Origin of the sequence: Microbacterium sp. MYb45 (genome assembly GCF_002979655.1) — a bacterium.
Taxonomy (GTDB): domain Bacteria; phylum Actinomycetota; class Actinomycetes; order Actinomycetales; family Microbacteriaceae; genus Microbacterium.
Genome location: NZ_PCPG01000004.1, coordinates 172,753 through 196,796, shown reverse-complemented (window position 1 = coordinate 196,796; position 24,044 = coordinate 172,753). Strand labels below are relative to the sequence as shown.

Sequence of the window (24,044 nt, the reverse complement as noted above, 5' to 3'; positions counted from 1 at the left end):
CATGAACACGAATGATGTGCTGCTGGAGGTCGACTCCCTCTCCGTCGAATACGCCTCACCCGGGGCGACGCCGGTCGCCGCCGTCCACGACGTCTCGTTCTCGCTGCGTCGCGGCGAGTTCGTCGGACTCGTCGGCGAGTCGGGGTCGGGCAAGTCGACCCTCGGCTTCGCGCTGACGCGGCTGCAGAAGCCGCCGGCACGCATCAGCGGAGGCCGCATCCTCTTCGGCGGGCGCGACATCCGCGAGCTGGATGCCGAGGAGCTGCGTCGTCAGCGTCAGGGCGGTTTCGCCATGGTGCTGCAGTCGGGCATGAATGCGCTCAACCCGGTGCGCACGGTGGGCAACCACTTCCGCGACATCTTCGCCGCCCACGGCCACGTGCCCAAGGGCGACCGGGAGGCCCGGGCCCGCGAGCTCATCGGCAAGGTCGGCCTCGACGCCTCGGTGCTCGCCCGCTACCCCGGGGAGCTCTCCGGCGGTATGCGCCAGCGTGCCTCGATCGCGCTCGCGCTGTCGCTGGAGCCGCAGCTCATGGTCTTCGACGAACCGACCACCGCACTCGACGTGCTCGTGCAGCACGCCGTCATGGACACGATCAAGGAACTGCAGCGGGCCGAGCAGTTCACGGCCATCCTCATCAGCCACGATCTCGGCATCGTGCTCGAGGCCACCGACCGGGTGATGGTGATGCACGAGGGGCGCATCGTCGAGGACGCGCCGAGCATCGACATCCTGCAGCGGCCGAAGGACGAGTACACGCGCATGCTGCTCAGCCACTACGCGGACCCGCGGGCGAAGACCCTGTCGATCCCCGGCTTCGTCGACCTCGGGACGCGGCGCGCCGAAGGCCGTTCGCGCACCGACGTGACGGAGACGCTGCCGACCGTGTCGTCTCGGGATGCGCGTCGGGCGGATGCGGCGATCGTGGTCGACGGGGTGTCCAAGCACTACCCGGCGCCGCGCCGCGGACAGGATGCCGTGACGGCCGTCGACGACGTGTCGTTCCGGCTGGAGCCGGGGGAGGCGCTCGCGCTCGTCGGCGCCTCGGGTTCGGGCAAGTCGACCATCGCGAAGATGCTCACCGGCGTCGAGAAGCCGACCTCCGGCACCGTCCGCTTCGGCGATGTCGACGTGGCGACCCTCAAGCGCCGCGGTCTGCGCGACCTGCGCAAGGACGTGCAGATGGTGTTCCAGGATCCGTACGCAGCACTCAACCCGCTGCACACGGTCGAGTACGCGCTGACGCGCCCGGTCATGAACTACACGAAGCTGCGCGGGCAGGAGGCGCGGGCGCGGGTGCTCGAGCTGCTCGAGACCGTGGGCCTCACCCCCGTCGAGCAGTTCGCGGCGAAGCTGCCGCATCAGCTCTCGGGTGGGCAGCGGCAGCGCGTCGTGATCGCCCGGGCGCTCGCGAGCGACCCGCAGGTGCTCATCGCCGACGAGCCGGTCTCGATGCTCGACGTCTCGCTGCGTGCGGGCGTGTTGGCGCTGCTGGAGGATCTGCGCGAGAGATGGGGCATCAGCATGCTCTACATCACGCACGACCTGCTGAGCGCGAGGCTCGTGACGCAGAACATCCTGGTGCTCAACGGCGGCCGCGTGGTCGAACGCGGCGAGACCGCCGAGGTGCTGCAGCATCCGGAGGACCCGTACACGATCCAGCTGCTGGATGCCGTTCCGAACCCGACTCGTATCCGATAGAACCACTCATGAGAGGAGCACTCGTGCTCGCATTCCCCGACGGCTTCCTGTGGGGTGCCGCGACCGCGGCCCACCAGGTGGAGGGCAACAACACCACGAGCAACTGGTGGGCGATGGAACACGCCCCCGGCTCGCCCATGGTCGAGCCCTCCGGTGACGCCGCCGACCACTTCCACCGCTACCCGGAGGACATGCGGCTGCTCGCCGACGCCGGGCTGAACTCCTACCGGTTCTCGGTGGAGTGGGCGCGGATCGAGCCCGAGCGCGGCTTCGTCTCGCGGGCGATGCTCGACCACTACCGCCGCATGATCGACACGGCGCGCGAGAACGGGCTCGACCCGACGGTCACGCTCATGCACTTCACGGTGCCGCAGTGGTTCCAGAAGGACGGCTTCTGGCGTGCCGACGACGCGGTCGACCTGTTCGCCCGCTACGTCGAGACCGTGCTCCCGATCCTCGACGGCGTCGAGTACGTGTGCACGATCAACGAGCCGAACATCGCCGCGATGCTGGCCGGGGGAGAGGATGCCGCGAACCTCGTGGCCTTCGGCCTCCCGAACCCCGACCTCGCCGTGGCCGACACCCTGCTCGACGCGCACCACCGCGCCTCCGAGATCCTGCACTCGGTGCCCGGGGTCAAGGCCGGCTGGACGATCGCCACACAGGCGTTCCACTCCACCGGCGAGCCCGGCGCCGACGAGATGCTCGCCGATTACGGCGACCCGCGCGACCACTGGTACCTGGACCAGTCGGCCGGCGACGACTTCGTCGGCGTGCAGGCGTACACGCGCACCTTCATCGGACCGGAGGGTCCGCGGCCCGTGTCGCCGGATGTGGAGACGACCCTGACCGGCTGGGAGTTCTTCCCCGAGGCGCTCGAACTCGGTGTGCGCAGCGCATGGGAACGCAGCGGAGGGGTGCCCGTGCTCGTGACCGAGAACGGCATCGCGACCGCCGACGACACCCGCCGCATCGCCTACACGCAGGGTGCGCTCGAGGGACTGCACCGCGCGATCTCCGACGGCATCGATGTGCGGGCGTACCAGCACTGGAGCGCACTGGACAACTACGAGTGGGCCAGCGGCTTCGCCCCCACGTTCGGCCTGATCGGTTTCGACCATCAGACGTTCGAGCGCACTCCGAAGCCCTCGCTCGCCTGGCTCGGGGAGGTCGCCCGCCGCAACGGGCTCTGACTTCGGGGTTACGCTCAGGGAATGACGACGCACGCGAGGCACTCGACGCGGCAGGACCGGATCCGATCCGCAGCCGCGGGCCTGAGCGCGGCCGTCGTCGCGGTCGGCCTGGCGGAACTCGTCGCTGCGGTCGTGGAGCCGAGTGCGAGCCCGTTCGCCGTGATCGGCAGCGGGCTCATCGACCTCGCGCCGAGCTGGGCGAAGGACACGGCCATCGCGCTGTTCGGCACCGGAGACAAGGTGGCCCTGATCGTCGGGGTCGCCATCGTCCTCGCGGTCGTCGCCGCGTTCGCCGGCTTCCTGGAGCTGCGACGCCCTCCGATCGGGGCCGTGATCCTCGCTGCTCTCGGCGCACTCGCCGTCGTGGCCGCGATGATCCGCCCCGGTGCGGGGCCGTTCGCCTGGCTCCCCGGCCTCGTCGCCGGTCTCGTCGCGGTGATCGTCCTGCGGATGCTGGTGCGCAGGCTCCGGCCCGTCGCCGGAATCGCCCCCGACGAGATCGACCGGCGCCGGTTCCTGATCTGGACGACCGGCGCCGCGGCGGCCGGACTCGTGCTGCTGATCGTCGGGAACGTCGCGCGCGGGGCCACCCGCTCGATCGAGGTGGTCCGTGACGCGCTGCGGCTGCCGAAGCCGGCGCGAGCGGCGGCGCCGGTCCCGGCCGGCGCCGACCTGGAGATCCCCGGCCTCGCTCCGGTCGTCACCCCCAACGCCGAGTTCTACCGCATCGACACCGCGCTGATCGTGCCGCGGATCGACCCGGCCGACTGGTCGCTGCGTATCCACGGGATGGTGGACCGCGAGGTGCGCCTCACCTGGGACGAGCTGGTCGCCCTGCCGATGCAGGAGTCCGACGTCACTCTCGCGTGCGTGTCGAACGAGGTCGGCGGATCGCTGATCGGCAACGCCCGCTGGCTGGGCGTTCCGGTGCGGGAGCTGCTCGCCCGCGCGGGTGTGGATCCTGACGCCGACATGGTGCTGTCGACCTCGTCCGACGGCTTCACGGCATCCACTCCGATCGAGGCGCTCACCGACGACCGCGACGCGCTGCTGGCCGTCGGCATGAACGGCGAGCCGCTGCCGATCGAACACGGGTTCCCGGCGCGACTCGTGGTGCCCGGGCTCTACGGATACGTGTCCGCGACGAAGTGGGTCACCCAGCTCGAGGTCACCCGTTTCGACCGCGCCACCGCGTACTGGACCACACGGGGATGGTCCGAGCGCGGGCCGATCAAGCTGCAGTCCCGCATCGATGTGCCACGTCGAGGCCAGTCGGTCCCCGCCGGCGACACCGTGATCGCGGGGATGGCGTGGCAGCAGCAGGTCGGCATCGCCGGGGTCGAGGTGCGCATCGACGACGGGCCGTGGCAGCGTGCCGAGCTCGCGACCGCCATCTCGGCCGACACGTGGGTGCAGTGGAGTCTGGCGTGGACCGCGGAGCGCGGAGCGCACACCGTCGAATGCCGGGCGCTCAGCGTCGAGGGCGAGACCCAGACATCGGATCCGGCGCCGCCCGCACCCGACGGCGCGCAGGGATGGCACCGCATCGACGTCTCGGTGGCCTGAGCGCGTAACCACCGGTGCCCGGACACCTAGAATTGCTCCATGCCCGCAGGCGAATCCTTCTACATCACCACGCCCATCTACTACCCCTCCGACGTGCCGCACATCGGTCACGGGTACACGACGGTGGCCGTCGACACGCTCGCACGGTGGCACCGCCAGGCGGGGGATGACACCTGGATGCTCACGGGCACCGATGAGCACGGGCAGAAGATGCTGCGCGCCGCGGCAGCCAACAACGTCACCCCTCAGGAGTGGGTCGACAAGCTCGTCACCGAGAGCTGGTTCCCGCTGCTGACGACGCTCGACGTCGCCAACGACGACTTCATCCGCACCACGCAGGAGCGCCACGAGACGAACGTGCAGACGTTCTTCCAGCGCCTGTACGACCGCGGCTACATCTACGCGGGCGAGTACGAGGCGCTCTACTGCGTGGGCTGTGAGGAGTTCAAGCCCGAGTCCGAGATCGTCGACGGCACCGGTCCCTTCGAGGGGCTGAAGGTCTGCGCCATCCACTCGAAGCCGCTGGAGCTGCTGCAGGAGAAGAACTACTTCTTCAAGCTGAGCGAGTTCCAGGATCGTCTGCTCGAGCTCTACAAGACGCAGCCCGATTTCGTGCGCCCGGATTCCGCGCGCAACGAGGTCGTGTCGTTCGTGAGCCAGGGCCTGAAGGATCTGTCGATCTCGCGTTCGACCTTCGACTGGGGCATCCCGCTGCCGTGGGACGAGTCGCACGTCATCTACGTGTGGGTCGACGCCCTGCTGAACTACGCCACGGCCGTCGGCTACGGCTCCGACGAGGAGACGTTCGAGCGCCGTTGGCCCGCGTACCACGTGGTGGGCAAGGACATCCTGCGCTTCCACGCGGTGATCTGGCCCGCCCTCCTGATGGCTGCCGGCCTCGAGGTGCCCCAGGGTGTCTTCGCGCACGGCTGGCTGCTGGTCGGCGGCGAGAAGATGTCGAAGTCGAAGCTCACCGGCATCGCGCCGACCGAGATCACCGACGTGTTCGGCTCCGATGCGTACCGCTTCTACTTCCTCTCCGCGATCGCGTTCGGTCAGGACGGGTCGTTCTCGTGGGAAGACCTGTCGGCCCGCTACCAGGCCGAGCTCGCGAACGGCTTCGGCAACCTCGCCTCGCGCACCACGGCGATGATCGAGAAGTACTTCGAGGGGGTCGTGCCGCCCGCGGCCGAGTACACCGAGAATGACCTCGCGATCCAGAAGATCGTGGCGGATGCGGCGTTGAACGCGGATGCCGCGGTCGCGCAGTTCCGCATCGACGAGGCCATCTCGTCGATCTGGACGATCGTCGACGCGCTCAACGGCTACATCACCGAGAACGAGCCCTGGGCGCTCGCTCGCGACGAGGCTCAGCGCGGTCGCCTGGGCACCGTGCTGTACACCTGCGCCGAGGGTCTGCGTGCGCTCGCGGTGCTGCTCTCGCCCGTGATGCCGCAGTCGACCGAGAAGCTCTGGGTCGCACTCGGTGCCGCCGAGACCCTGGGTCGTCTGCAGGACCAGCCGATCCGCGGGGCCGGAGCCTGGGGTGTGCTGCGTCCCGGCACGAGCGTCAACGGTCTCGCACCGCTGTTCCCCCGGGTGGAGTCCACGGCCTGAACAAGGTCGGTCACGGAGATGTCGGGGACCTATGTGCAGCGCCGTGACGGCGACGGACGCAAGGATCTGAAGTATCCGGCCGCTCCCGAGCCGCTCACGGTCCCGGTGTACGACAACCATGCGCACCTGGAGATCGTCGACGGCGATGACCCGCTGTCGCTGACCGAGCAGCTCGACCGCGCGGCGGCGGTGGGCATCGCCGGGGTCGTGCAGGCTTCCGGTGACATCGAGTCGTCGCGGTGGGCCGTCGAGGCCGCGGCATCCGATCCGCGCGTGCTCGCCGCCGTCGCCATCCACCCGAACGATGCGCCGACGTACGCCGAAGAGGGCCGGCTCGACGAGGCGATCGCGGTGATCGACGAGCTCGCGGCGCACCCGCGCACGCGGGCGATCGGCGAGACGGGCCTGGACTTCTTCCGTACAGAGCCCGAGCGGCAGGCGCCGCAGTTCGAATCGTTCGAGGCGCACATCGCGCTGGCGAAGAAGCACGGCATCGCGATGCAGATCCACGACCGCGATGCGCACGATGCGGTGCTGGAGACCCTGAGCCGCATCGGCGCCCCCGAGCGCACGGTGTTCCACTGCTTCTCGGGCGACGACGCGATGGCGCGCGTCTGCGCCGATGCCGGGTATCACCTGTCATTCGCGGGGAACGTGACGTTCAAGAACGCCCAGAACCTGCGGGACGCGCTGAAGGTCACCCCGCTCGATCGCCTCCTGGTCGAGACGGACGCGCCGTTCCTCACCCCGGTGCCGCTGCGGGGTCGTCCGAATGCCCCGTACCTCGTCCCGATCACGGTGCGCTTCATGGCGGCTGAGCTGGGTATCGAGGTCGATGAGCTGTCCGCCCAGCTGGCAGAGAACACCCTGCGGGTCTACGGCTCGTTCGCCGACTGACTCTCGGGTTCTTCCACGGGCTTCGCCGACACGATCTGCGAGATCGGCTTCCACACCAGCAGCAGCGTGAGCGCCGCGCCGACGAACGCGAACCACCACGGTGCCGTGAGGCCCCAGACCTGGGCGATCACGCCGCCGAGAGCCTGGCCGACGACCATGCCGCCGAACACCCCGACCATGTTGACGGAGGCCACGCGCCCCTGCAGCTCGGCGGGCACGAGGCGCTGCCGCACGGTCGTGGAGATCGTGCCCCACACGAACGCGTAGGCGCCGAAGAAGAACATGATGACCAGGGCCACCCAGCCCGTGGTGGTGAGCGCGAACGACAGGTGCATGAGCACCTCGAGCGAGAGCACCACCCGCATCAGCGTCGCGAACGACACGTGCCGCTCCAGCCAGCCGAAGCTGAGTGTGGCGAGGATGCCGCCCGCTGCGGATGCCGTCGTGAGCGCGCCGTAGCCGACCGCGCCCATGTGCAGGTGTTCGGTCGCGTACAGCACGAGCACGCCCCAGGGCGCGGCCCACGTGATGTTGAAGACCAGGATGATGAGCACCAGCATGCGCACCGGCGGATTGCGCCACAGCCAGCGGATGCCCTCGGCGATGTCGGTGTGCACCGGCGGGTGCGTGTCGGTCTCGCGCGGCGGGACGGGCGTCTTCGCCATGCGTGAGATGAGCACGACCGCGAAGCTCACGCACACGACCTCGAGCAGGAACGGCCAGGCGGTGCCGGCCGCGAAGAGGAACGCCCCCAGCGGTGGGCCGGCGAACTGGTTCGCGACGAGGTACCCGGCCTGCAGGCGGGCGTTGCCGATGCCGAGGTCGGCGGGCTTCACCAGCATCGGCAGCAGCGTGCTGCCCGCCGTGTCGACGAAGACCTCGGCGGTGCCGTAGAGGAAGGCGACGGCGAGCACGATCCAGATGTTCGCGACGCCCGTCACGAGGAACACGCACAGGGCGAGGAGGACCACGGCTCGCGCGGCATTGGCGAACATGACCAGTCGGCGGCGGTCGAAGCGGTCGGCGATCGCCCCGGCGTGCAGGCCGAACAGCAGCCAGGGGAGGAACTGCAGGATCGCGCCGGATGCCACCAGGATCGGCGACGACGTCATCGACGCGATCAGCAGGGGAGCGGCCGCGAGGGCCACGCCGTCGCCGATGTTGCTGGTCCACGACGAGGCGAGGAGCCAGCGGAAATCGCGGCCCATGCGGCGGGGGGCGACGAGTTCACCGAGGGAGGGCACCAGAGAAGACTACTGACGGCAGGGGACATCGGCGGGGGTCACCGGGAGAGTGGGGGAGAATGGCAGGATGACCGTCACCCTGCTCGGCGCCACCGAGATCCGCCGACTCGCCGCCGAGCTCGACGTCACCCCGACCAAGAAGCTCGGCCAGAACTTCGTCACCGACGCGAACACCGTCCGCAAGATCGTGCAGGCCGCCCGTGTGCAACCGCATGAGCGCGTGGTCGAGGTCGGTCCGGGGCTGGGTTCCCTGACCCTCGCGATCCTCGAGACCGGGGCATCCGTCACGGCCGTCGAGATCGACCACCGCCTCGCTGCCCGGCTGGCACAGACCGCCGCCGAACACGGCGTGGAGCCCGACCGGCTCACGGTCGTCGATGCGGATGCGCTGCGCATCACCGAACTGCCGGGCGAGCCGACGGTGCTCGTCGCCAACCTGCCGTACAACGTCTCGGTGCCGGTGCTGCTGCACTTCCTCGAGAACTTCGCGTACCTGCAGCGCGGGGTGGTGATGGTGCAGGCCGAGGTCGCCGAGCGTCTCGCCGCGAAGCCGGGGTCGAAGATCTACGGCTCGCCCAGCGTCAAGGCGGCCTGGTACGGCGAGTGGAAGCTCTCCGGGAACGTCTCGCGCCAGGTCTTCTGGCCGGTGCCGAACGTCGACAGCCTGCTCGTCGGCTTCGACCGGTCCGAGGGGGAGCGCGGCACCGAGGACGAGCGTCGCCGCACGTTCAAGATCGTGGATGCCGCCTTCAACCAGCGCCGCAAGATGCTCCGCCAGGCGCTGTCGGGGATCTTCGGCAGCTCGGCGGTGGCATCCGAGGTGCTGATCGCCGCCGGCGTCGCTCCCACGGCCCGCGGCGAAGACCTCACGGTCGAGGACTACCAGCGCATCGCGCAGCAGGCACCAGGGACTAATCTGGCACCGTGACCGACTCCCCCCGCTTCCGTCCCGATGTCCCCGAGCTGCACCGTCCGTACGCGGCGGACGAGAGCCGCTACCAGCAGTTCTCCTACCGCCAGGTCGGCACGTCCGGGCTGTATCTGCCCCCGATCTCGCTCGGGCTGTGGTGGAACTTCGGCGACAACATCCCGCTCGACAACCAGCGCGCGCTGCTGCGCCACGCGTTCGACCGCGGCATCACGCACTTCGACCTGGCGAACAACTACGGCCCGCCCTACGGCTCGGCGGAGAAGAACTTCGGACGCATCTTCGCCGAAGACCTCCGCCCATACCGCGACGAGCTGATCATCTCGTCGAAGGCCGGCTGGGACATGTGGCCCGGCCCCTACGGCGACTTCGCGAGCCGCAAGTACATCCTCGCGAGCGCCGAGCAGTCGCTGACCCGCATGGGCCTCGACTACGTCGACATCTTCTACTCCCACCGCGTCGATCCCGTCACCCCGATCGCCGAGACCGTCGGCGCGCTCGACACGCTCGTGCGCCAGGGCAAGGCCCTCTACGTCGGCATCTCCTCGTACAGCGCCGAGCGCACGGCCGAGGCCGTCGCCGTCGCCAAGGACCTCGGCACGCCCTTGGTCATCCACCAGCCCGCGTACTCGATCCTGAACCGCTGGGTCGAAGACGGTCTGACCGACACCCTCGAGCAGTCGGGCCTGGGCGCGATCGCCTTCACCCCGCTCGCGCAGGGGCTGCTCACCGACAAGTACCTCGGCGATGGCACGGCCGAGCGCGCCCAGAAGCGCGGCTCGCTGCCGGATGGGCGACTCACGGATGAGGCCGTACAGACGCTGCGATCGCTGAACGAGGTCGCGCAGAGCCGTGGACAGTCGCTCGCGCAGCTGGCTCTGCAGTGGACGCTGCGCAACCCGGTCGTCGCCTCCGCGCTGATCGGCGCCTCGCGCCCGGAGCAGCTCGACGAGAACATCGCCGCCGTCAACGGACCGGACTTCACCGCGGAGGAGCTGACCCGCATCGACGAGCTCGCCGGGGCGATCGACGTGAACCTGTGGGCGAAGTCCTCGGAGCTGTGATCCGATCATGAGCCACGCCGCGTTCACCGACTCCGTGCACGTGCGCGCCCCGGGGAAGATCAACGTCTACCTCGGGGTCGGCGGCCGGCACGACGACGGCTATCACGCGCTGGCGACGGTCTTCCAGGCGGTCTCGCTGTATGAAGACGTGATCGCGCGCCCGGCCGACGACTTCTCGGTCACGGTCGCCGGCGTGGAGGACATCGGCTCGGTCCCGCTCGACGACCGCAACCTGGCGATGCGCGCCGCCAAGCTGCTCGCACTCGCCGTCGACCACCAGGGCGGCGTCGCGCTCGAGATCCGCAAGAGCGTTCCCGTCGCCGGGGGCATGGGCGGAGGGTCGGCGGATGCCGCTGCCGCTCTGGTCGCGTGCGACGCGCTGTGGGGGACCGGGCTCTCGCAGGCCCGGCTGCACGACCTCGCCGCCCGCCTCGGCGCCGACGTGCCGTTCGCCCTGCACGGTGGCACCGCGGTCGGCACCGGTCGCGGCGATCAGCTCAATCCGGCGCTCGCACGCGGGCGCTTCGACTGGATCCTGGTGCCGAGCGACGAGGGGCTCTCGACGCCGGTGGTGTACGAGCGACTCGACATCCTGCGCGAGGAGGAGGGCGCCCTCGCCGACGACCCGCCGCTTTCGCTCGACGTGCCGATCCCGGTGTTGCAGGCGCTGCGCTCGGGAGACCCCGCCCAGCTCGCCGAGACCCTGTTCAACGACCTGCAGGCCGCCGCGCTGTTCGAGCGTCCCGACCTCGCCGACACCATCCGGCAGGGTGTCGCGGCCGGTGCGCTGCAGGGGATCGTGTCGGGCTCCGGTCCCACCGTCGCCCTCCTCTGCCCCGACCCCGAGACGGCGCAGGACGTGCAGTCCGCCCTGCGCGAGACCGGCCTCGACCCGCTCCACGTGCACGGCCCCGTCCCGGGCGCGCGCATCATCGGCTGACACCCGATTCCCGCGCCTCACTCCGCCTGCAGCAGCGCGCTCACCCGGTAGGGGATGACCTCGCGGAGGAACAGGCTCGTCGAGGTGCGGAGGATGCCGGGGCAGAGGCGCACGACCTCGGCCACGCGGTAGAGGTCGTCGGGGTCCTTGGCCACGACGCGCAGCAGCAGGTCGGTGTCGCCCGCGGGGGCGAAGCACTCCAGGACCTCGGGAACCCGGCTGAGCGCGTCGATCGCGGCGGTGATCTGATGCTGATCGAGCTCGACGAGGATGGAGGCCGCGACGCCGCGTCCCAGAGCCTGCGGAAGGATGCGCGCGCTGTGGGCGCGCAGATACCCGCCGGATTCGAGCCGGTCGAGCCGGGCGTGCACGGTGCCGCGGGCGAGCCCCAGATCCTGGGCGATCAGAGCCACCGGTCGGCGCGGGTCGCGGTCGAGCACCGTGAGGATCCTCCGGTCGGTCTCGTCGAGATTGGCCATTTCGATCACCGTCGCCTTCGTTGACTCCCACAGATTGATCGGATCGATCAATCAGAATCCACTCTATGGTCTGAATGATCGTGATGTGGTGTGATGACTGTCAGATACGCAGGATGCCGGCCACGAGCGGGCATCACGCGCACTCGACGGAAGGCCACGAGCCGCACACGCCGGGTGTCGACGGCGACCGGCCACGAGCCTCAGCCGTCGATCAGACCTCCATCGCGGGGGATGAGGAGCCGCAGCTGCACCATGGCCGAGAACCGTGCGTCCGGATCGGTCAGATCGAGTCCGCTGATCTCCGACAGCCGGCGCAGCCGATACCGGAACGTGTTGGGGTGCGTGTACACGCGGGCCGCAGCCACCGCCACATCTCCGAACGCGTCGAGCCAGGCCCGCAGCGTCTCCACCAGATGCGTGCCCTTCTCCCGGTCCTGCGCCAGGAGCCGCGCGACGGGGCCGGTGGGCTGGTCGCCCCGAGAGCGGACGAGATCTCCGAGCTCGACCAGCAGGGCTTCCATCTGCACGGCCGTGAACCGGGCGACGGGCTCGCGCGAAGGCGTCTGACGCACCACTCGGAGGGCGCGGTCGGCATTCGCGCGCGACGCGGGGATGCCCGCCGCGTCCTCCGCGACGGTGCCGACGCCGATGCGGATCTCACTGGTGGCCCCGAGCCGCCCGAGGAAGTCGGTCGCGACGCGGTCCGCGCGGCTGTCCGCATCGCGGTGCTCCGCCCCGGTCTCCGCATCACCCTGTTCCGGGCGGATGCCGACGACCGCGTACACGACGTTGCCGATCACGGCGACGGCCGAGCGGAGGTAGACGGCGCCCAGGTGCACGGCGAAGGCATCGGCGATGCGCTGCCGCTCGGCCACCCCGCGGGCGCCGGCGGAGGGTTCGTCGTCGCTCTCCTCCGCTGCCGACAGCGCCAGCACGACGCATCGATGATCGCTGAGACGCAGCCGGGCGGTGGCATCCGCGGCCCCCGGACCGCCTTCGAGGATCGTGGCGAGCAGGTCGGCCCGCAGCCGGCGCTCGACATCGGCACCGGCCCGCAGCCGCAGCATGTGCAGGGCCACCAGGCCGGCGGAGTCCTTCAGCGCGCGCACACGATCGGGGGATAGAGGTTCCTGGACCGCGGCCCAGATCGAGCCGAGGATCTCGTCGCCCGCGCGCACCGCGAGCGCCACGCGCGGGAACGAGGGGAGTCCTTCGGTGTTGTTCACGGGGCCGACGTCGATCGGGTCCACGCTGCGGTAGAGCTCCTGGAAGACGCCGCGCTCCTCCAGCTGCCGTGCGAACCGTTCGGGCACCTGCCGTCCGAGCACGGTCTCGATGCGGGCGGGGTCGGCTTCGTGCTGGCGGCCCGAGAAGGCGACGACCCGGGAGTTGCGATCCTCGATCGTCACGGGGGCGTTCAGCAGGGTCGCGATGGCGTTGGCGAGGGCGAACAGGTCACCGGAGGGCATCCCGCCGAGTGTCGTGGCTCCCTGATCGCCCACGTCGCCCTCGGCGATCAGGGACCGCAGCATCGCCGCCAGCTGCGCCCACGACGCGCCGCGGGTCAGTGCGAGGACGGGGATGCCGGTCGCCTCGGATGCTTCGCGCACCGGCTGCTCCGAACGCACGGGCGCACGCAGGACCAGGGCGGAGGCCTGCTGTGTGGCGAGGACCCGGAGGAGCTCCGCGATCTCGTCCGGATCGCTCAGGCCGACGCCGAGGACGAGCGCGCGGCGCATCGGCATCGCGTCGTCGAGGACATCGTGGATGACGACCGTCTCGATCTCGGTGTCATCGTCGACCGCACCGCTCACCACCTCGAGCAGGGTGTTGCCGAGGTCTTCGATGACCCGGCCGAGGCTGGCGCGGGGCTTTGTCGTCACGGACATGAGCACAGGGCCCAGGCTAGGGGGCGACCACCGGTCGCGGAGCTGTGGGGCACGACGAAATCGTATCGACAGTTGGTCGATCTCGACAGGCTCGTCGTGCCCCGTCGCATCAGCTCAGAAGGTGATCCACTCCGTGCGCACCGTCACGGCATCCAGCGCATCGGCATCCGGCGTCACGCCGATGCCCGGTCCGGTCGGGACCGTCAGCGTGCCGTCCTCCACGACGAACGGCTCGGTGATGTCGCGGGAGTAGTAGCGACCGGAGCCCGAGGTGTCGCCGGGGAGGGTGAAGCCCGGGAGAGCCGCGAGAGCGACGTTCGCCGCCCGGCCGATCCCCGTCTCCAGCATCCCGCCGCACCACACCGGGATGTCGTTCGCCACGCAGACGTCGTGGATGCGACGGGCCTCGAGGTAGCCGCCGACGCGGCCGGGCTTGATGTTCACGATCGAACAGGCACCCAGCGCGATGGCGTCGGCGGCAGCACGGGCCGAGACGATCGACTCGTCGAGACAGACGGGCGTGGTGATGGCCTTCGCGAGCTGCGCGTGCCCGAGCAGATCCTCCTCGTCGAGGGGCTGCTCGATCAGGAGCAGGTCGAACGGGTCGAGCTTGGCGAGGTGCCGGGCGTCGCCCCGGTGGTAGGCGGTGTTCGCGTCGACCTGCAGCAGCACGTCGTCGCCGAACCGCTCGCGCACGGCACGGACGGGATCGATGTCCCACTCCGGCTCGATCTTGAGCTTGATGCGCACGTAGCCCTCGTCGAGGTAGCCGTCGACGGCGTCGAGGAGCTCGGGGATCGAGTCCATGATGCCGACGGAGACGCCGCAGTCGACCCGGTCGCGCACGGCGCCCAGCTCGCGCGACAGCGGCACACCCGTGGCCCGCAGCTCGGCGTCGAGGATCGCCAGTTCGACGGCGGCCTTCGACATCCGGTGCCCCTTGAACTTCGCGAGAGCCGGAGCGACGCCGCCCGCATGTAGGTCCTTCACCTGCGCGAGCGCCGGCAGCAGGAAGCGGGTGATCACGTCGACGCTCGCCTCGACGTACTCGGAGGAGTACAGCGGGTCGTTCATCGCGACGCCCTCGCCCCAGCCCTCGGCCTCGTCGGTGACGGCCCGCACGATCAGCGCCTCGCGCACGGTCTGCACCCCGAACGACGTCCGGAACGGCGACACCAGCGGCATCTCGATCACACGCAGCTCGAATCCGGTGAGCTTCATCCCTGTTCTCCTCTGTCGATGGTGTACGCGCCGGAGCGATCGAACGAGAGCACGCGCCCTCCGCCCTCCAGCGCAGATCCGAGCGTCTCCCGCAGCGCCAGACGCCACGCGGTCGCGCGGGCGGGCTCGGAAAGGCGCAGCGTCTCGATGTCGCGCGGCAGCGCCACGCGGACGAGCCGGGCGTCGGTGCGATGCCGGAGCGGCCCGAGGTCTTCGCCCACGCTGAGCAGTGGCTCGGCGTCGGCGACGTCTCCCGAGCCGGACGGCTCCCCGTGACAGGCGGCGACGACGCGCGGGTCGCGCACGTACCAGGTCACCAGCATCCGGTCGGTGTCATCGGCGCCGTTGAGCGCATCGGCCATGTGCCCGTAGAAGTTGCGGTGGTACGACGTCGGCGTCGCGGCGAGCTTCACGAGATTGAAGTGGGCGTTGCGGCTGATCAGCGGATCGAACGTCCAGGAGATCTCGTCGAGGCCCTCCTCGAGCGCCCAGGCGCGCTGATGCACCTTGAGCGCGAAGCCGACGCTGCGACCGCGCATCCGTGCCGAGACCCCGGCGATGTGGCTGTGCAGGGCGCGCTGATCCGGGGCCGCGAAGAAGCCGAAGCAGGCGCCGACGAGCTCGTCGTGCTCGAACGCGCCGCCCACGTAGCTGCCGGCCTTCGACAGGGCGCGCAGCGTCTCGACGTTGACCGGCGAGGTCTCGCCCTGCTTGGTCCAGATGCTCTGGAACAGCTCCGCCACCCGGGCGAAGTCCCCCACATCCTCGAGCAGCCGGATCTCCACCCCCGCCCTCGACGCGGCGGCGCTCGCCGCGTCGGCGGCCTCCTCCGGCGAGGCGCGGAAAGCTGCGGCATCCGTCATGCTCATGCCCGCGCTCCGGAGATCAGACCCTGCAGTAGCTGGATGCGTTCCGGGATCATCGCCACGATCACGTGCTCATCGTCGGCGTGGGCTCCGCCGCCCACCGCGCCGAGGCCGTCGAGGGTCGGAACCCCCAGCGCCGCGGTGAAGTTGCCGTCGGACGCTCCACCCACCGCGACGCCCTCGAACGGCGTCAGACCGGCCTCCTGGGCGATCGCCACCGCGGCGCGGAACAGGTCCGCAGAGACCTCGGGTTCCATCGGTCGACGGTTGGGGCCGCCCTCCACGCGCACCGTGGCGCCGGGAAGCGTGGCAGGGAGGGCGCGGAGCGCCGCATGCACCCGGTCCTGCTCCGCGACCGTGCGCACCCGCACGTCGACCGCGAACTCCGCATCGGCGGGCACCGTGTTCGTGGTGCTGCCGGCACGCAGGAGCGTGGGCGTGACGCTGGTCCCCGCCGCCGCGGCACCGAGCTCGGCGACCGCGAGGAGGAGGTGCGCGGCCTCCACCGCCGCGTTCACGCCGCGCTCCGGTTCCAATCCGGCATGAGCTGCTCGACCGGTGACGTGCATCCGATACAGCGAGACCCCCTTGCGGGCGACCTTCACGGCGCCGCCGTCGGCCGAAGCTTCGAGCACGAGCGCCGCCGTGCAGCCGAGCACCTCCTGCTCGATCAGGGCGCGCGAGCTCGGCGAACCGAGCTCCTCGTCGCCCGTGATCAGGATGCTGACGCCGGTGCGGTCCGGCAGCGCGGCGACGGCGTGGAGGGCCATCACGACACCGGTCTTCATGTCGAAGCATCCCGGGCCGCGGAGCACGCCGTCGTCGATGCGGAACGGATGCCGCCGCAGGGAGCCGAGGGGCCACACCGTGTCGTGGTGACCGAGGAGCAGCACCGTGGGATCGCCGAACCGCCAGCGCAGGTGGGAGCGTCCGTCGATCACGATGCGCTCCGGCGCGACGCCCAGCAGGCGCTCGCCGAGGGCGGCGACGACATCGGCGCTGCGGGCGACGGCGTCGAGGTCATCGGACGGCGACTCGCAGGAGACCAGTGTCTCGATGTCGGCGAGGACCAGGTCGAGGTCCACGCCGGCCTGCACCGGCATCACGACACCTTCGGCGCCGCGCGGACGCCGTGGTGCAGATAGCGTTCGCCGCTGGGCAGGGAGTAGAACACCACGGCGTGCCAGGCCTGCTCGCCCTCGGGACGCATCACGAACTCGCCGCGACGCACGGGCACCAGCGGATGCTCCTGCACAGGGTCGGGGAGCATGGCGGCGAGTGGTCCGTTCAGGGTGGTGCGCATGCGCAGGCCATCGTCGTCGCGGAAGATCTCGGTGCGCACGCCCGAGCGGTCGTAGACACCCTCGAACTCGGAGAAGTCGTCCGTGAAGGGCTCCTCCGGCGGCGTGAGGCCGGCCGGCACCTCCAGCGCCGCCAGCTCGTGGAAGATCTCGCCGAACAGCTCGACGTAGAGATCGTGGGTGTTGCCCCCGTTCGTCAGCAGCGTCACCGCGAGCCCCTCCTCGGGGAGGATGCGCAGGAACGACGCCTGCCCGATCGTGTTGCCGTCGTGCCCGATGAGGCGGTGGCCGTCCCAGTCGAACAGGATCCAGCCCACGCCCCACGCGTCGCCGAGCGAGTACGGGTCGGGCATGTCCACCTCACGCTCCTGCATCCGCGCCACGGCGGCCTCGGACAGCACGCGCGTCCCATCGGCGGCCAGTCCGCCTGCCAGGTGCATGCGGGCGAAGGCGAGCACGTCGGCCGTGGTGGAGTTGATGAGTCCGGCCGGTCCCATCGATCGGGGGAGCATCCAGGCGGGCGCGAGGTGCGGGCCGTCGTCGTCGACCACGGTGTGCCCGCTGGCAGCCCGGAACATGATCGCCTCCTCCGGGAGGGTCGAGGAGTGGGTGAGTCCGAGGGGCGTGAACACGAGGTCGCGCATCGCCTGGTCCCAGGTCGTTCCGGTGACCTTCTCGATCACGCGCCCGGCCAGCGAGAATCCGGAGTTGCAGTACGACATGGTCGCGCCGAGCGGGTGGTTCTGTGCCACGCCGTCCAGGAGCGCGACGTATTTCTCGAGCGTGTCGTCGCCGCGGCCGGTGTCGGTGAAGACATCGCCGTCGATCCCACTGGTGTGATTCAGCAGGTGACGCAGCGTCACTGTCCGCGTGATCTCCGGGTCGGAGGACGAGAACTCCGGCACGTACGAGACGACCGGGGCGTCGAGATCGAGCACACCCTGATCGACGAGGCGCATGATCGCGGTCGTCGTCCACACCTTGCCCATCGAGCCGATCTGGAACACGGAGTCGTCGGTGGTCTCGATGCCCGTGCGCGCGTTGAGTATGCCGTGGTGCGCATATACCGGCTCCTCGCCGAGACGCAGGATGCCGAGGGTCGCGCCGGGCACCTTGTGCGCTGCGGCCAGCGCGCTCAGTCGCTGCTGCCAATGACGGGCGTCGAGGCGGGCGCGCACGGGCGTGCCGGCCGGCGGCGCGTACTGCTCGACCCAGTCGATCACGCGCTGCGAGTAGTCGGCGCGGTGCGACGGAGGACCGGAGAGCACGAACAGGTGCGAGCCACCGGGATACAGCACCAGGCGCGTGGGGACGTCGCGCTCGCGCAGCGCCGTGAACCACTGCTCGGCCTGACCGACCGGGCAGCGGTCATCGGCCGCACCCTGCAGGATCAGCGTGGGGGTCGTGACCCGGTCGACCTGCGTGAACGGGGACTGCGCGGAGAGGCGCTCCTCATCGCGCCAGGGGAGCCCGCCGTTCTCCTTCGCCGAGAGGTAGTGCCCGAAGTCGGAGGTGCCGCCCATCGAGAAGAGATCGGTGACCACGCCTCCGCCCACGGCCGCCGCGAAGCGGTCGTCGCGCGACGTGAGGAAGCAGGTCATGAAGCCGCCGTAGCTGTATCCGGTCACGGCCAGTCGGGCCGGGTCCGCGATGCCCTCGGCGACGAGCTGGTCGATCGGCTCGAGGAAGTCGTTCGCGTCGTTGACGCCCCACCCACCGGAGACCGCGGAGAAGAACGCGTCGCCGTAGCCGTCGCTGCCGCGGGGGTTGAGGGTGAGGATCGCCCAGCCGCGGCGCGCGAGCACCTGGTGGTACGGGTGGACGAGGTCGGCGGCACCGTTCCAGGCGTTGTGCGGACCTCCGTGCACATCGAGCAGGAGGGGGAGCGGGCCGGCAGCATCGGGATCGCGGCGCAACCAGCCCGTGACGACGGTGCCGTCGGCGATCGTGAAACGGCGCTCCTCCGCCGGGAGGAGATCGAATGCGGGTGTGCCGTAGTCGGTGAGGACACGCGTGGATCCATCCGTGAGGTCCAGCACTGCGATGTCGCCGAAGGATTCCGGCGTCGCGAGCGTGATCGCCGCGGAGGATGCCGCCACCGAGAGTCCTGACACGTTCGCGGTACCGTCCACGAGGGCAGTGGCCCCCGAACCGTCCGGGGCGACGCGGTACACGTGCGAGTAGCCGTTGTCACGGAGGCAGAACACGAGGTCCCCGCCGTCCGTGAACTGCGGCATGCCGCCCGGGTAGCCGGGACCACCCGGCATCACGTTGCGGTCGAGACTGCGCGTGATGTTCTGCGGTTCGCCGCCGTCGACCGGGAACAGCAGGAGGTCTGCGTTGCCGACCTCGGTGTCGGTGCGTCCGGCGGCGACGACATGGCGGCCGTCCGGGGTCCATCCCACGGCCGTCGCCTGCACATCGGCGGCGCTGACCTGCACGGCCGCGCTGTTCGGGTCGGTGGCGGAGCGCACGAACACGGGGACCCGCATCGTCAGATCGGCATCGTCCTCGACGCTCGCCGAGTACGCGAGGAGTGTGCCGTCGGGCGACCAGAACGGGTCGGAGGCGTGGGAGCGGCCGCGGGTGAGGACCGTCACCTTGCCCGAGTCGACGTCGAGCACATGCAGCTGCTGCACGAGCGTGCCCAGGGTGCCCGCACCATCGGCCTTGTAGCCCAGCCGGTCGGTCGAGGCCGGCGCCGAGCGTCGGGCGAGGATGGTCTCCGTGGTCTCGTCGGGAAGCGCCGCGCTGTCGACCGGGGCGGTGAACGCGATGCGCGTGCCGTCGGGGCTCCACGCCGGAGCGCCGGCGCCGAGCGGGAGCGTCGTGAGTCCGCGTGCTTCGCCGCCGGCGGCCGGGAGCAGCCAGAGCTGCGCCGGGCCGTCCTGCGCGCGGAGGAACGCGAGCTGTGACCCGTCGGGGCTCCAGACCGGGGTCGAGTCGGCCGTCGCGTGCGTGAGCGGGGCCGGGTCGCCGCCGGTGGTCGGCACCTGCCACAGGGCGCGCGTGTCCCGGTCGCCGTCGCGGTCGGTCGTCCGCAGCACGAAGGCGATGCGGGTGCCGTCCGGTGACAGTGCCGGTTGCTCGGGGGTGCGGACGGCGAGCAGGTCGTCGACGGTGACACGGTTCATGGGAGCTCCAATCGGATGGTCAGTTCACTGTGTCCGCAGAGAGCGGGGTCGGTGTTGTGGTCGAGGCCGAAACCAGGGGGGTGCTTTGGGAGATGGGCACAGTTCCGATCGGCGCATCCGTCGGCAGCCCCGCGAAGTGGCAGGCCGCGCCCACCGTGCCCGTGGGCCGCTGCGGTTCCGCGATCACGCAGATCTGCCGATCGGGGCGCGCCGCGGGACCGATCGGGCACCGCGGGTGGAAGCGGCAGCCGCCGGGCGGGGCGTGCGGGTCGGCGGGCTCCACATCGACGGGGGCGAGCGGATCGACGGCCAGCAGGCTCCCGTGCCGGGTGGGCGCCGCCTGGAGCAGGTCCCGCGTGTACGGGTGCTGCGGGTCGGCCAGCACCTGCTCGGTCGGCCCGACCTCCACGATCCGGCCGAGGTACATCACCGCGATGTGATCGCTCAGGTATCGGACGACGGACAGGTTGTGCGAGATGAAGAGCATCGTCAGGTCGAGCTCCACGCGCAGGTCGCGCACGAGGTTGAGCACCGAGCCCTGTACGGAGACGTCGAGCGCGGAGGTGATCTCGTCGGCGATCACGACCTCGGGGCGGGCGGCAAGAGCGCGGGCCAGGGCGATGCGCTGGCGCTGCCCGCCGGAGAGGGCGGCCGGGAGCGACTGCGCGCGGTCGGCGTCGAGGTTCACGAGGTCGAGCAGTCGCGCGACCTCGGCACGGCGGGCCCTGCTTCCGCGGATGTCGCGGGGGAGGGCCTCGGCGATCGATTCGCCGATGGTCATGCGCGGGTCGAGCGAGGAGAACGGATCCTGGAACACCATCTGGATGGGGCGACGGCGGCGCAAGCCGCGCACGTCCACTCCGTCCAGCGTGATGGCGCCCTCGCTGATCGGCGCGAGGCCGATCGCCGCGCGGGCGAGCGTGGACTTGCCCGAACCCGACTCACCCACGAGCCCGACGACCGACCCGGACGGGACGGTCAGGGACACATCGTCGACGGCGGTGAGGCCGGAGCGGTGCGAGCCGTAGCGCACGCTGACCCGGTCGAAACGCAGCTCGCTCATCGCAGGACCCTCTCGTCATCGGCGGCGGCCTCGTCCGCCGTCGTGGCCACCGCCACAGCGACCTCCGCCTCTCCGGTGACCGGATGCCAGCAGGCGACCCGGTGCCCGGCCTCATCGGCCAGGAGCTCGGGGTCGCTCTCCCGGCAGAGGTCGGTGGCGAGGGGACAGCGGGCGGCGAACGCGCATCCGGTGGGGAGGGCGCCCGGTGCCGGCGGACGGCCGGGGATCACTTTGAGGGGCTCGTCGCGGTCGGCGTCGAGCTCGGGCACGACCTCGAGCAGGGCGCGGGTGTACGGGTGCCGGGCGTCGGTGTGCAGGTTCGCTGCGGGCAGGTCCTCGACGATCCGTCCCGCGTACATCACCAGCACGCGGTCGCAGGTCTGCGCGACGACCGCGATGTCGTGGCTGATCAGCAGGATCGCGGCGTCGGTGTCGCGGCGCACGCCGGCCAGCAGCTGCAGCACCTGTCGCTGCACCGTGACGTCGAGAGCCGTGGTCGGCTCGTCCGCGATGATGAGGCGCGGATGGTTCATGAGCCCCATGGCGATCATCGCCCGCTGCCGCATGCCGCCGGAGAACTCGTGCGGGTACTGGTGGGCGCGTCGTGCCGCGGCGGGCACCCGCACCGACTGCAGACGCTCGATCGCCCGATCCATCGCCTGCGTCCGAGTGATGTCCTGGTGCTCGGAAGCGGCCTCGGCGAGCTGCGAGCCGATCCGCCTCGTCGGGTTGAACGAGGTCATCGGGTCCTGGAAGACCATCGCGAGGGAGGTGCCGAGGAGGCTCCGCACCGCGCGGTCGGACGTCGTCAGCAGCGGGGTGCCGCAGAAGTCCAGTCGCGCGGCGTCGACGTGACCCGGGCGTTCGATGAGCCGGGCGGCGGCCAGGGCGGTGAGGCTCTTGCCGGAGCCCGATTCGCCGACCACGCCGATGGCCTCGCCGCGCGCGACCGTGAACGAGACGCCGCGCACGGGGGTGACCCATCCCCTCGGGGTCGGGAAGGAGACGCGCAGATCGTCGACGAGGAGTACCGGTTCCTCGCCGTCGACCGGCGCGGGCTGAGCGGCGCGCGGACGCACGATCGCGGGGAGGCGGTGGCGGCGTCGCGCGGAGCGTCCGCCGAGCGCTGCGGCTGCGGTCTCGCCGAGGAGGTTGAACGCGAGTCCGGCGATCACCACGGCCACGGCGGGTCCGAGCGCGGCCGCCGGGTTGAGGTAGATCCGGTTCAGGCCCTCGCCCAGCAGCCGGCCCCAGTCGTACTCGGGGACCTGCACGCCCAGGCCCAGGAAGGAGAGTCCGGCGAAGGCGAGCAGTGCCGATCCCGCGGAGACGGTGGCGTTCACGATGAGCGGTTCGCCGATGTTCGGCAGGATGTGACGGATCAGGATGCGGAACCGCGAGACGCCGGCCACCCGAGCGGCGTCGATGAAGTCGCGTCCGGCGATCGCCGCGGACAGCGTCTGGGTGAGCCGCGCGAACTGCGGCGCCATCGCGAACCCGATCGCGAGGACGGCGCCGGTGGATCCGACCCCGAAGATGACCGCGAAGAACAGCGCGAGCAGGAGTCCGGGGAAGGCGACCGCGATGTTCACGAAGCCGACGATCGGGCGTCCGAGCCAGCGGGGGAGCACCGAGGGTGCGGTGCCGAGCAAGGTGCCGGCGACGACGCCGATCATCACGGCGATCACGGCGAGCACCACCGAGAGCCGGGTCGCCACCAGCACGCGGGCGAGCACGTCGCGGCCGAGCGTGTCGGTGCCCAGCAGGTGTGCGGCGCTCGGTCCCTTGGTGATCTCGGTCGGGTTCACCTGCTCGGCCTGCGCGCCCCAGACGATCGGCGCGAAGATCGCGGTGAGCGTGACGAGGAGGACGAGCGCGAGAGCGGTGATCCCCAGTGGTGAGCGGACGATGCCCGACCATGCCGTACGTGCCGACATCATGCCTCCCGGATGGTGGATCGAGGGTCGAGGAGGGCGAGGACCACGTCGACCACCAGGTTCACGATGAGCACCCCGATCCCGTAGACGAGGACGATGCCCTGCACGACCGAGTAGTCCTTGGTGAGGATCGACTGCACGATCATCGTGCCCAGGCCCGGCCAGGCGAACACGTTCTCGACCAGCACGGTGCCGGCGACCATGCCCGTCAGGAGCAGGCCGGTGAGGGTGAGGGTCGCGGTCATGGCGTTCGGCAGTGCGTGGCGCGAGTAGATCCGGTGCGGCGCGAGCCGCTTGGCCCGGGCGGTGCGGATGAAGTCCTGGTTGAGGACGGACAGCACCTCGACCCGGATGATGCGCGAGAACACCGCGGTCGGGGCGACGGCGAGGGCGATCACGGGGAGCACCAGCGAGAACGGGGCGGTGTTGCCGGCGACGGGGAACCAGCCGAGCGATACCGCGAAGAAGTAGACGAGTCCGACGGCGAGGAGGAACTCGGGGATCGCGGCGAGGATGACGGATCCGGTCGCGAAGGCCAGCTCGAGGCCGCGACGGCGGCCACCGCGGGTCGCGACGGCCATCGTCACCCCGAGCGGGACGGACACCAGCAGCACCAGCACGACGGCGAGGAGGGCGAGCTGCAGGGTCGCGGGCAGCCGCGTGGAGATGATCTCGGCGACCGGCTGCCCGGTGATCATGGACGAGCCCATGTCGCCGGTGAACAGCCCTCCGATGTACTGGAAGTACTGCACGAGCAGGGGCTGGTCGAGCCCGAGCGCCGCGCGACGGGACTCGACGAGCTCGGCCGGGGCGTTCAGTCCGAGCGCCGCGCGCACCGGATCACCCGGCACCAGGTGGATCATGAAGAAGGCGGCCGTGACCAGCACCCACACCGACAGGACGAACTGCCCTCCGCGACGGACCAGGAAGGACACCCAGGGGTTGTCCGACCGTGCGGATCTGATCAGTATCGCGTGCGTGGCGGTGGTGCTGGCCATCGGCT

General features: G+C 70.6%; 18 protein-coding genes. 8 read left to right on the top strand and 10 right to left on the bottom strand.

What is annotated here, in order from left to right; translation table 11 throughout:
• The first annotated feature begins 1 nt into the window (after window position 1).
• Genes CQ034_RS10160 through CQ034_RS10140 form a run of 5 tightly spaced genes read left to right on the top strand, consistent with a single transcriptional unit; the run spans window position 2 to window position 6,975 of the window.
• Window positions 2–1,702, top strand: a complete 1,701-nt coding sequence (locus CQ034_RS10160; protein ID WP_105711014.1) for an ABC transporter ATP-binding protein — start codon at window positions 2–4, stop codon at window positions 1,700–1,702.
• A gap of 23 nt (window positions 1,703–1,725) precedes the next feature.
• The gene (locus CQ034_RS10155) at window positions 1,726–2,895 is read left to right on the top strand and encodes a glycoside hydrolase family 1 protein (RefSeq protein ID WP_105710939.1); all 1,170 of its coding nucleotides are present in this window, start codon (window positions 1,726–1,728) and stop codon (window positions 2,893–2,895) included.
• A gap of 21 nt (window positions 2,896–2,916) precedes the next feature.
• Complete coding sequence (locus CQ034_RS10150) at window positions 2,917–4,461, top strand: molybdopterin-dependent oxidoreductase (protein WP_105710938.1); 1,545 nt, start codon at window positions 2,917–2,919, stop codon at window positions 4,459–4,461.
• Window positions 4,462–4,500: 39 nt separating this feature from the next.
• On the top strand, window positions 4,501–6,078 hold the full coding sequence (gene metG, locus CQ034_RS10145) for a methionine--tRNA ligase (protein WP_105710937.1): 1,578 nt from the start codon (window positions 4,501–4,503) through the stop codon (window positions 6,076–6,078).
• Between the two features lie 18 nt (window positions 6,079–6,096).
• Window positions 6,097–6,975: a TatD family hydrolase gene (locus CQ034_RS10140; protein WP_105710936.1), complete on the top strand. Its 879-nt coding sequence runs from the start codon at window positions 6,097–6,099 to the stop codon at window positions 6,973–6,975.
• Here CQ034_RS10140 and CQ034_RS10135 read toward each other — a convergent pair.
• A complete protein-coding gene (locus tag CQ034_RS10135; protein ID WP_181156278.1) occupies window positions 6,954–8,219 on the bottom strand; it encodes an MFS transporter in 1,266 nt (421 codons plus the stop codon). The genes CQ034_RS10140 and CQ034_RS10135 overlap by 22 nt on opposite strands.
• Window positions 8,220–8,286: 67 nt before the next feature.
• On the opposite strand from CQ034_RS10135, the gene rsmA reads away from it, so the two are divergent.
• The 3 genes from rsmA to CQ034_RS10120 are packed head-to-tail and all read left to right on the top strand — an operon-like array spanning window position 8,287 to window position 11,151.
• The gene (rsmA, locus tag CQ034_RS10130) at window positions 8,287–9,147 is read left to right on the top strand and encodes a 16S rRNA (adenine(1518)-N(6)/adenine(1519)-N(6))-dimethyltransferase RsmA (RefSeq protein ID WP_105710935.1); all 861 of its coding nucleotides are present in this window, start codon (window positions 8,287–8,289) and stop codon (window positions 9,145–9,147) included.
• The gene (gene mgrA / locus CQ034_RS10125) at window positions 9,144–10,211 is read left to right on the top strand and encodes an L-glyceraldehyde 3-phosphate reductase (RefSeq protein ID WP_105710934.1); all 1,068 of its coding nucleotides are present in this window, start codon (window positions 9,144–9,146) and stop codon (window positions 10,209–10,211) included. Before rsmA ends, mgrA begins: the two co-directional genes overlap by 4 nt.
• A 7-nt stretch (window positions 10,212–10,218) precedes the next feature.
• Window positions 10,219–11,151 (top strand): 4-(cytidine 5'-diphospho)-2-C-methyl-D-erythritol kinase, encoded by a 933-nt coding sequence (locus tag CQ034_RS10120; RefSeq protein WP_105710933.1) that lies wholly within the window; start codon window positions 10,219–10,221, stop codon window positions 11,149–11,151.
• A 17-nt stretch (window positions 11,152–11,168) separates the two neighbouring features.
• Here the strand turns inward: CQ034_RS10120 and CQ034_RS10115 are convergent, their stop codons facing one another.
• The 9 genes from CQ034_RS10115 to CQ034_RS10075 form a co-directional block, all read right to left on the bottom strand.
• Entirely contained in the window at window positions 11,169–11,630 is a 462-nt protein-coding gene (locus CQ034_RS10115) for an Lrp/AsnC family transcriptional regulator (protein ID WP_029262625.1), read from the bottom strand.
• Between the two features lie 200 nt (window positions 11,631–11,830).
• Complete coding sequence (locus tag CQ034_RS10110; protein WP_181156277.1) at window positions 11,831–13,519, bottom strand: CdaR family transcriptional regulator; 1,689 nt, start codon at window positions 13,517–13,519, stop codon at window positions 11,831–11,833.
• 114 nt (window positions 13,520–13,633) lie between these two features.
• Window positions 13,634–14,740: an o-succinylbenzoate synthase gene (menC, locus tag CQ034_RS10105; protein WP_105710932.1), complete on the bottom strand. Its 1,107-nt coding sequence runs from the start codon at window positions 14,738–14,740 to the stop codon at window positions 13,634–13,636.
• A complete protein-coding gene (locus CQ034_RS10100; protein WP_197021056.1) occupies window positions 14,737–15,609 on the bottom strand; it encodes a GNAT family N-acetyltransferase in 873 nt (290 codons plus the stop codon). Before CQ034_RS10100 ends, menC begins: the two co-directional genes overlap by 4 nt.
• Complete coding sequence (locus CQ034_RS10095) at window positions 15,606–16,709, bottom strand: M20 family metallopeptidase (RefSeq protein ID WP_105710931.1); 1,104 nt, start codon at window positions 16,707–16,709, stop codon at window positions 15,606–15,608. Before CQ034_RS10095 ends, CQ034_RS10100 begins: the two co-directional genes overlap by 4 nt.
• Complete coding sequence (locus CQ034_RS10090) at window positions 16,709–20,041, bottom strand: serine hydrolase (RefSeq protein WP_105710930.1); 3,333 nt, start codon at window positions 20,039–20,041, stop codon at window positions 16,709–16,711. Before CQ034_RS10090 ends, CQ034_RS10095 begins: the two co-directional genes overlap by 1 nt.
• 19 nt (window positions 20,042–20,060) lie before the next feature.
• The gene (locus CQ034_RS10085) at window positions 20,061–21,104 is read right to left on the bottom strand and encodes an ABC transporter ATP-binding protein (protein ID WP_105710929.1); all 1,044 of its coding nucleotides are present in this window, start codon (window positions 21,102–21,104) and stop codon (window positions 20,061–20,063) included.
• Entirely contained in the window at window positions 21,101–23,044 is a 1,944-nt protein-coding gene (locus tag CQ034_RS10080) for a dipeptide/oligopeptide/nickel ABC transporter permease/ATP-binding protein (RefSeq protein WP_105710928.1), read from the bottom strand. Before CQ034_RS10080 ends, CQ034_RS10085 begins: the two co-directional genes overlap by 4 nt.
• The gene (locus tag CQ034_RS10075; protein WP_105710927.1) at window positions 23,041–24,039 is read right to left on the bottom strand and encodes an ABC transporter permease; all 999 of its coding nucleotides are present in this window, start codon (window positions 24,037–24,039) and stop codon (window positions 23,041–23,043) included. Before CQ034_RS10075 ends, CQ034_RS10080 begins: the two co-directional genes overlap by 4 nt.
• Window positions 24,040–24,044 lie beyond the last annotated feature (5 nt).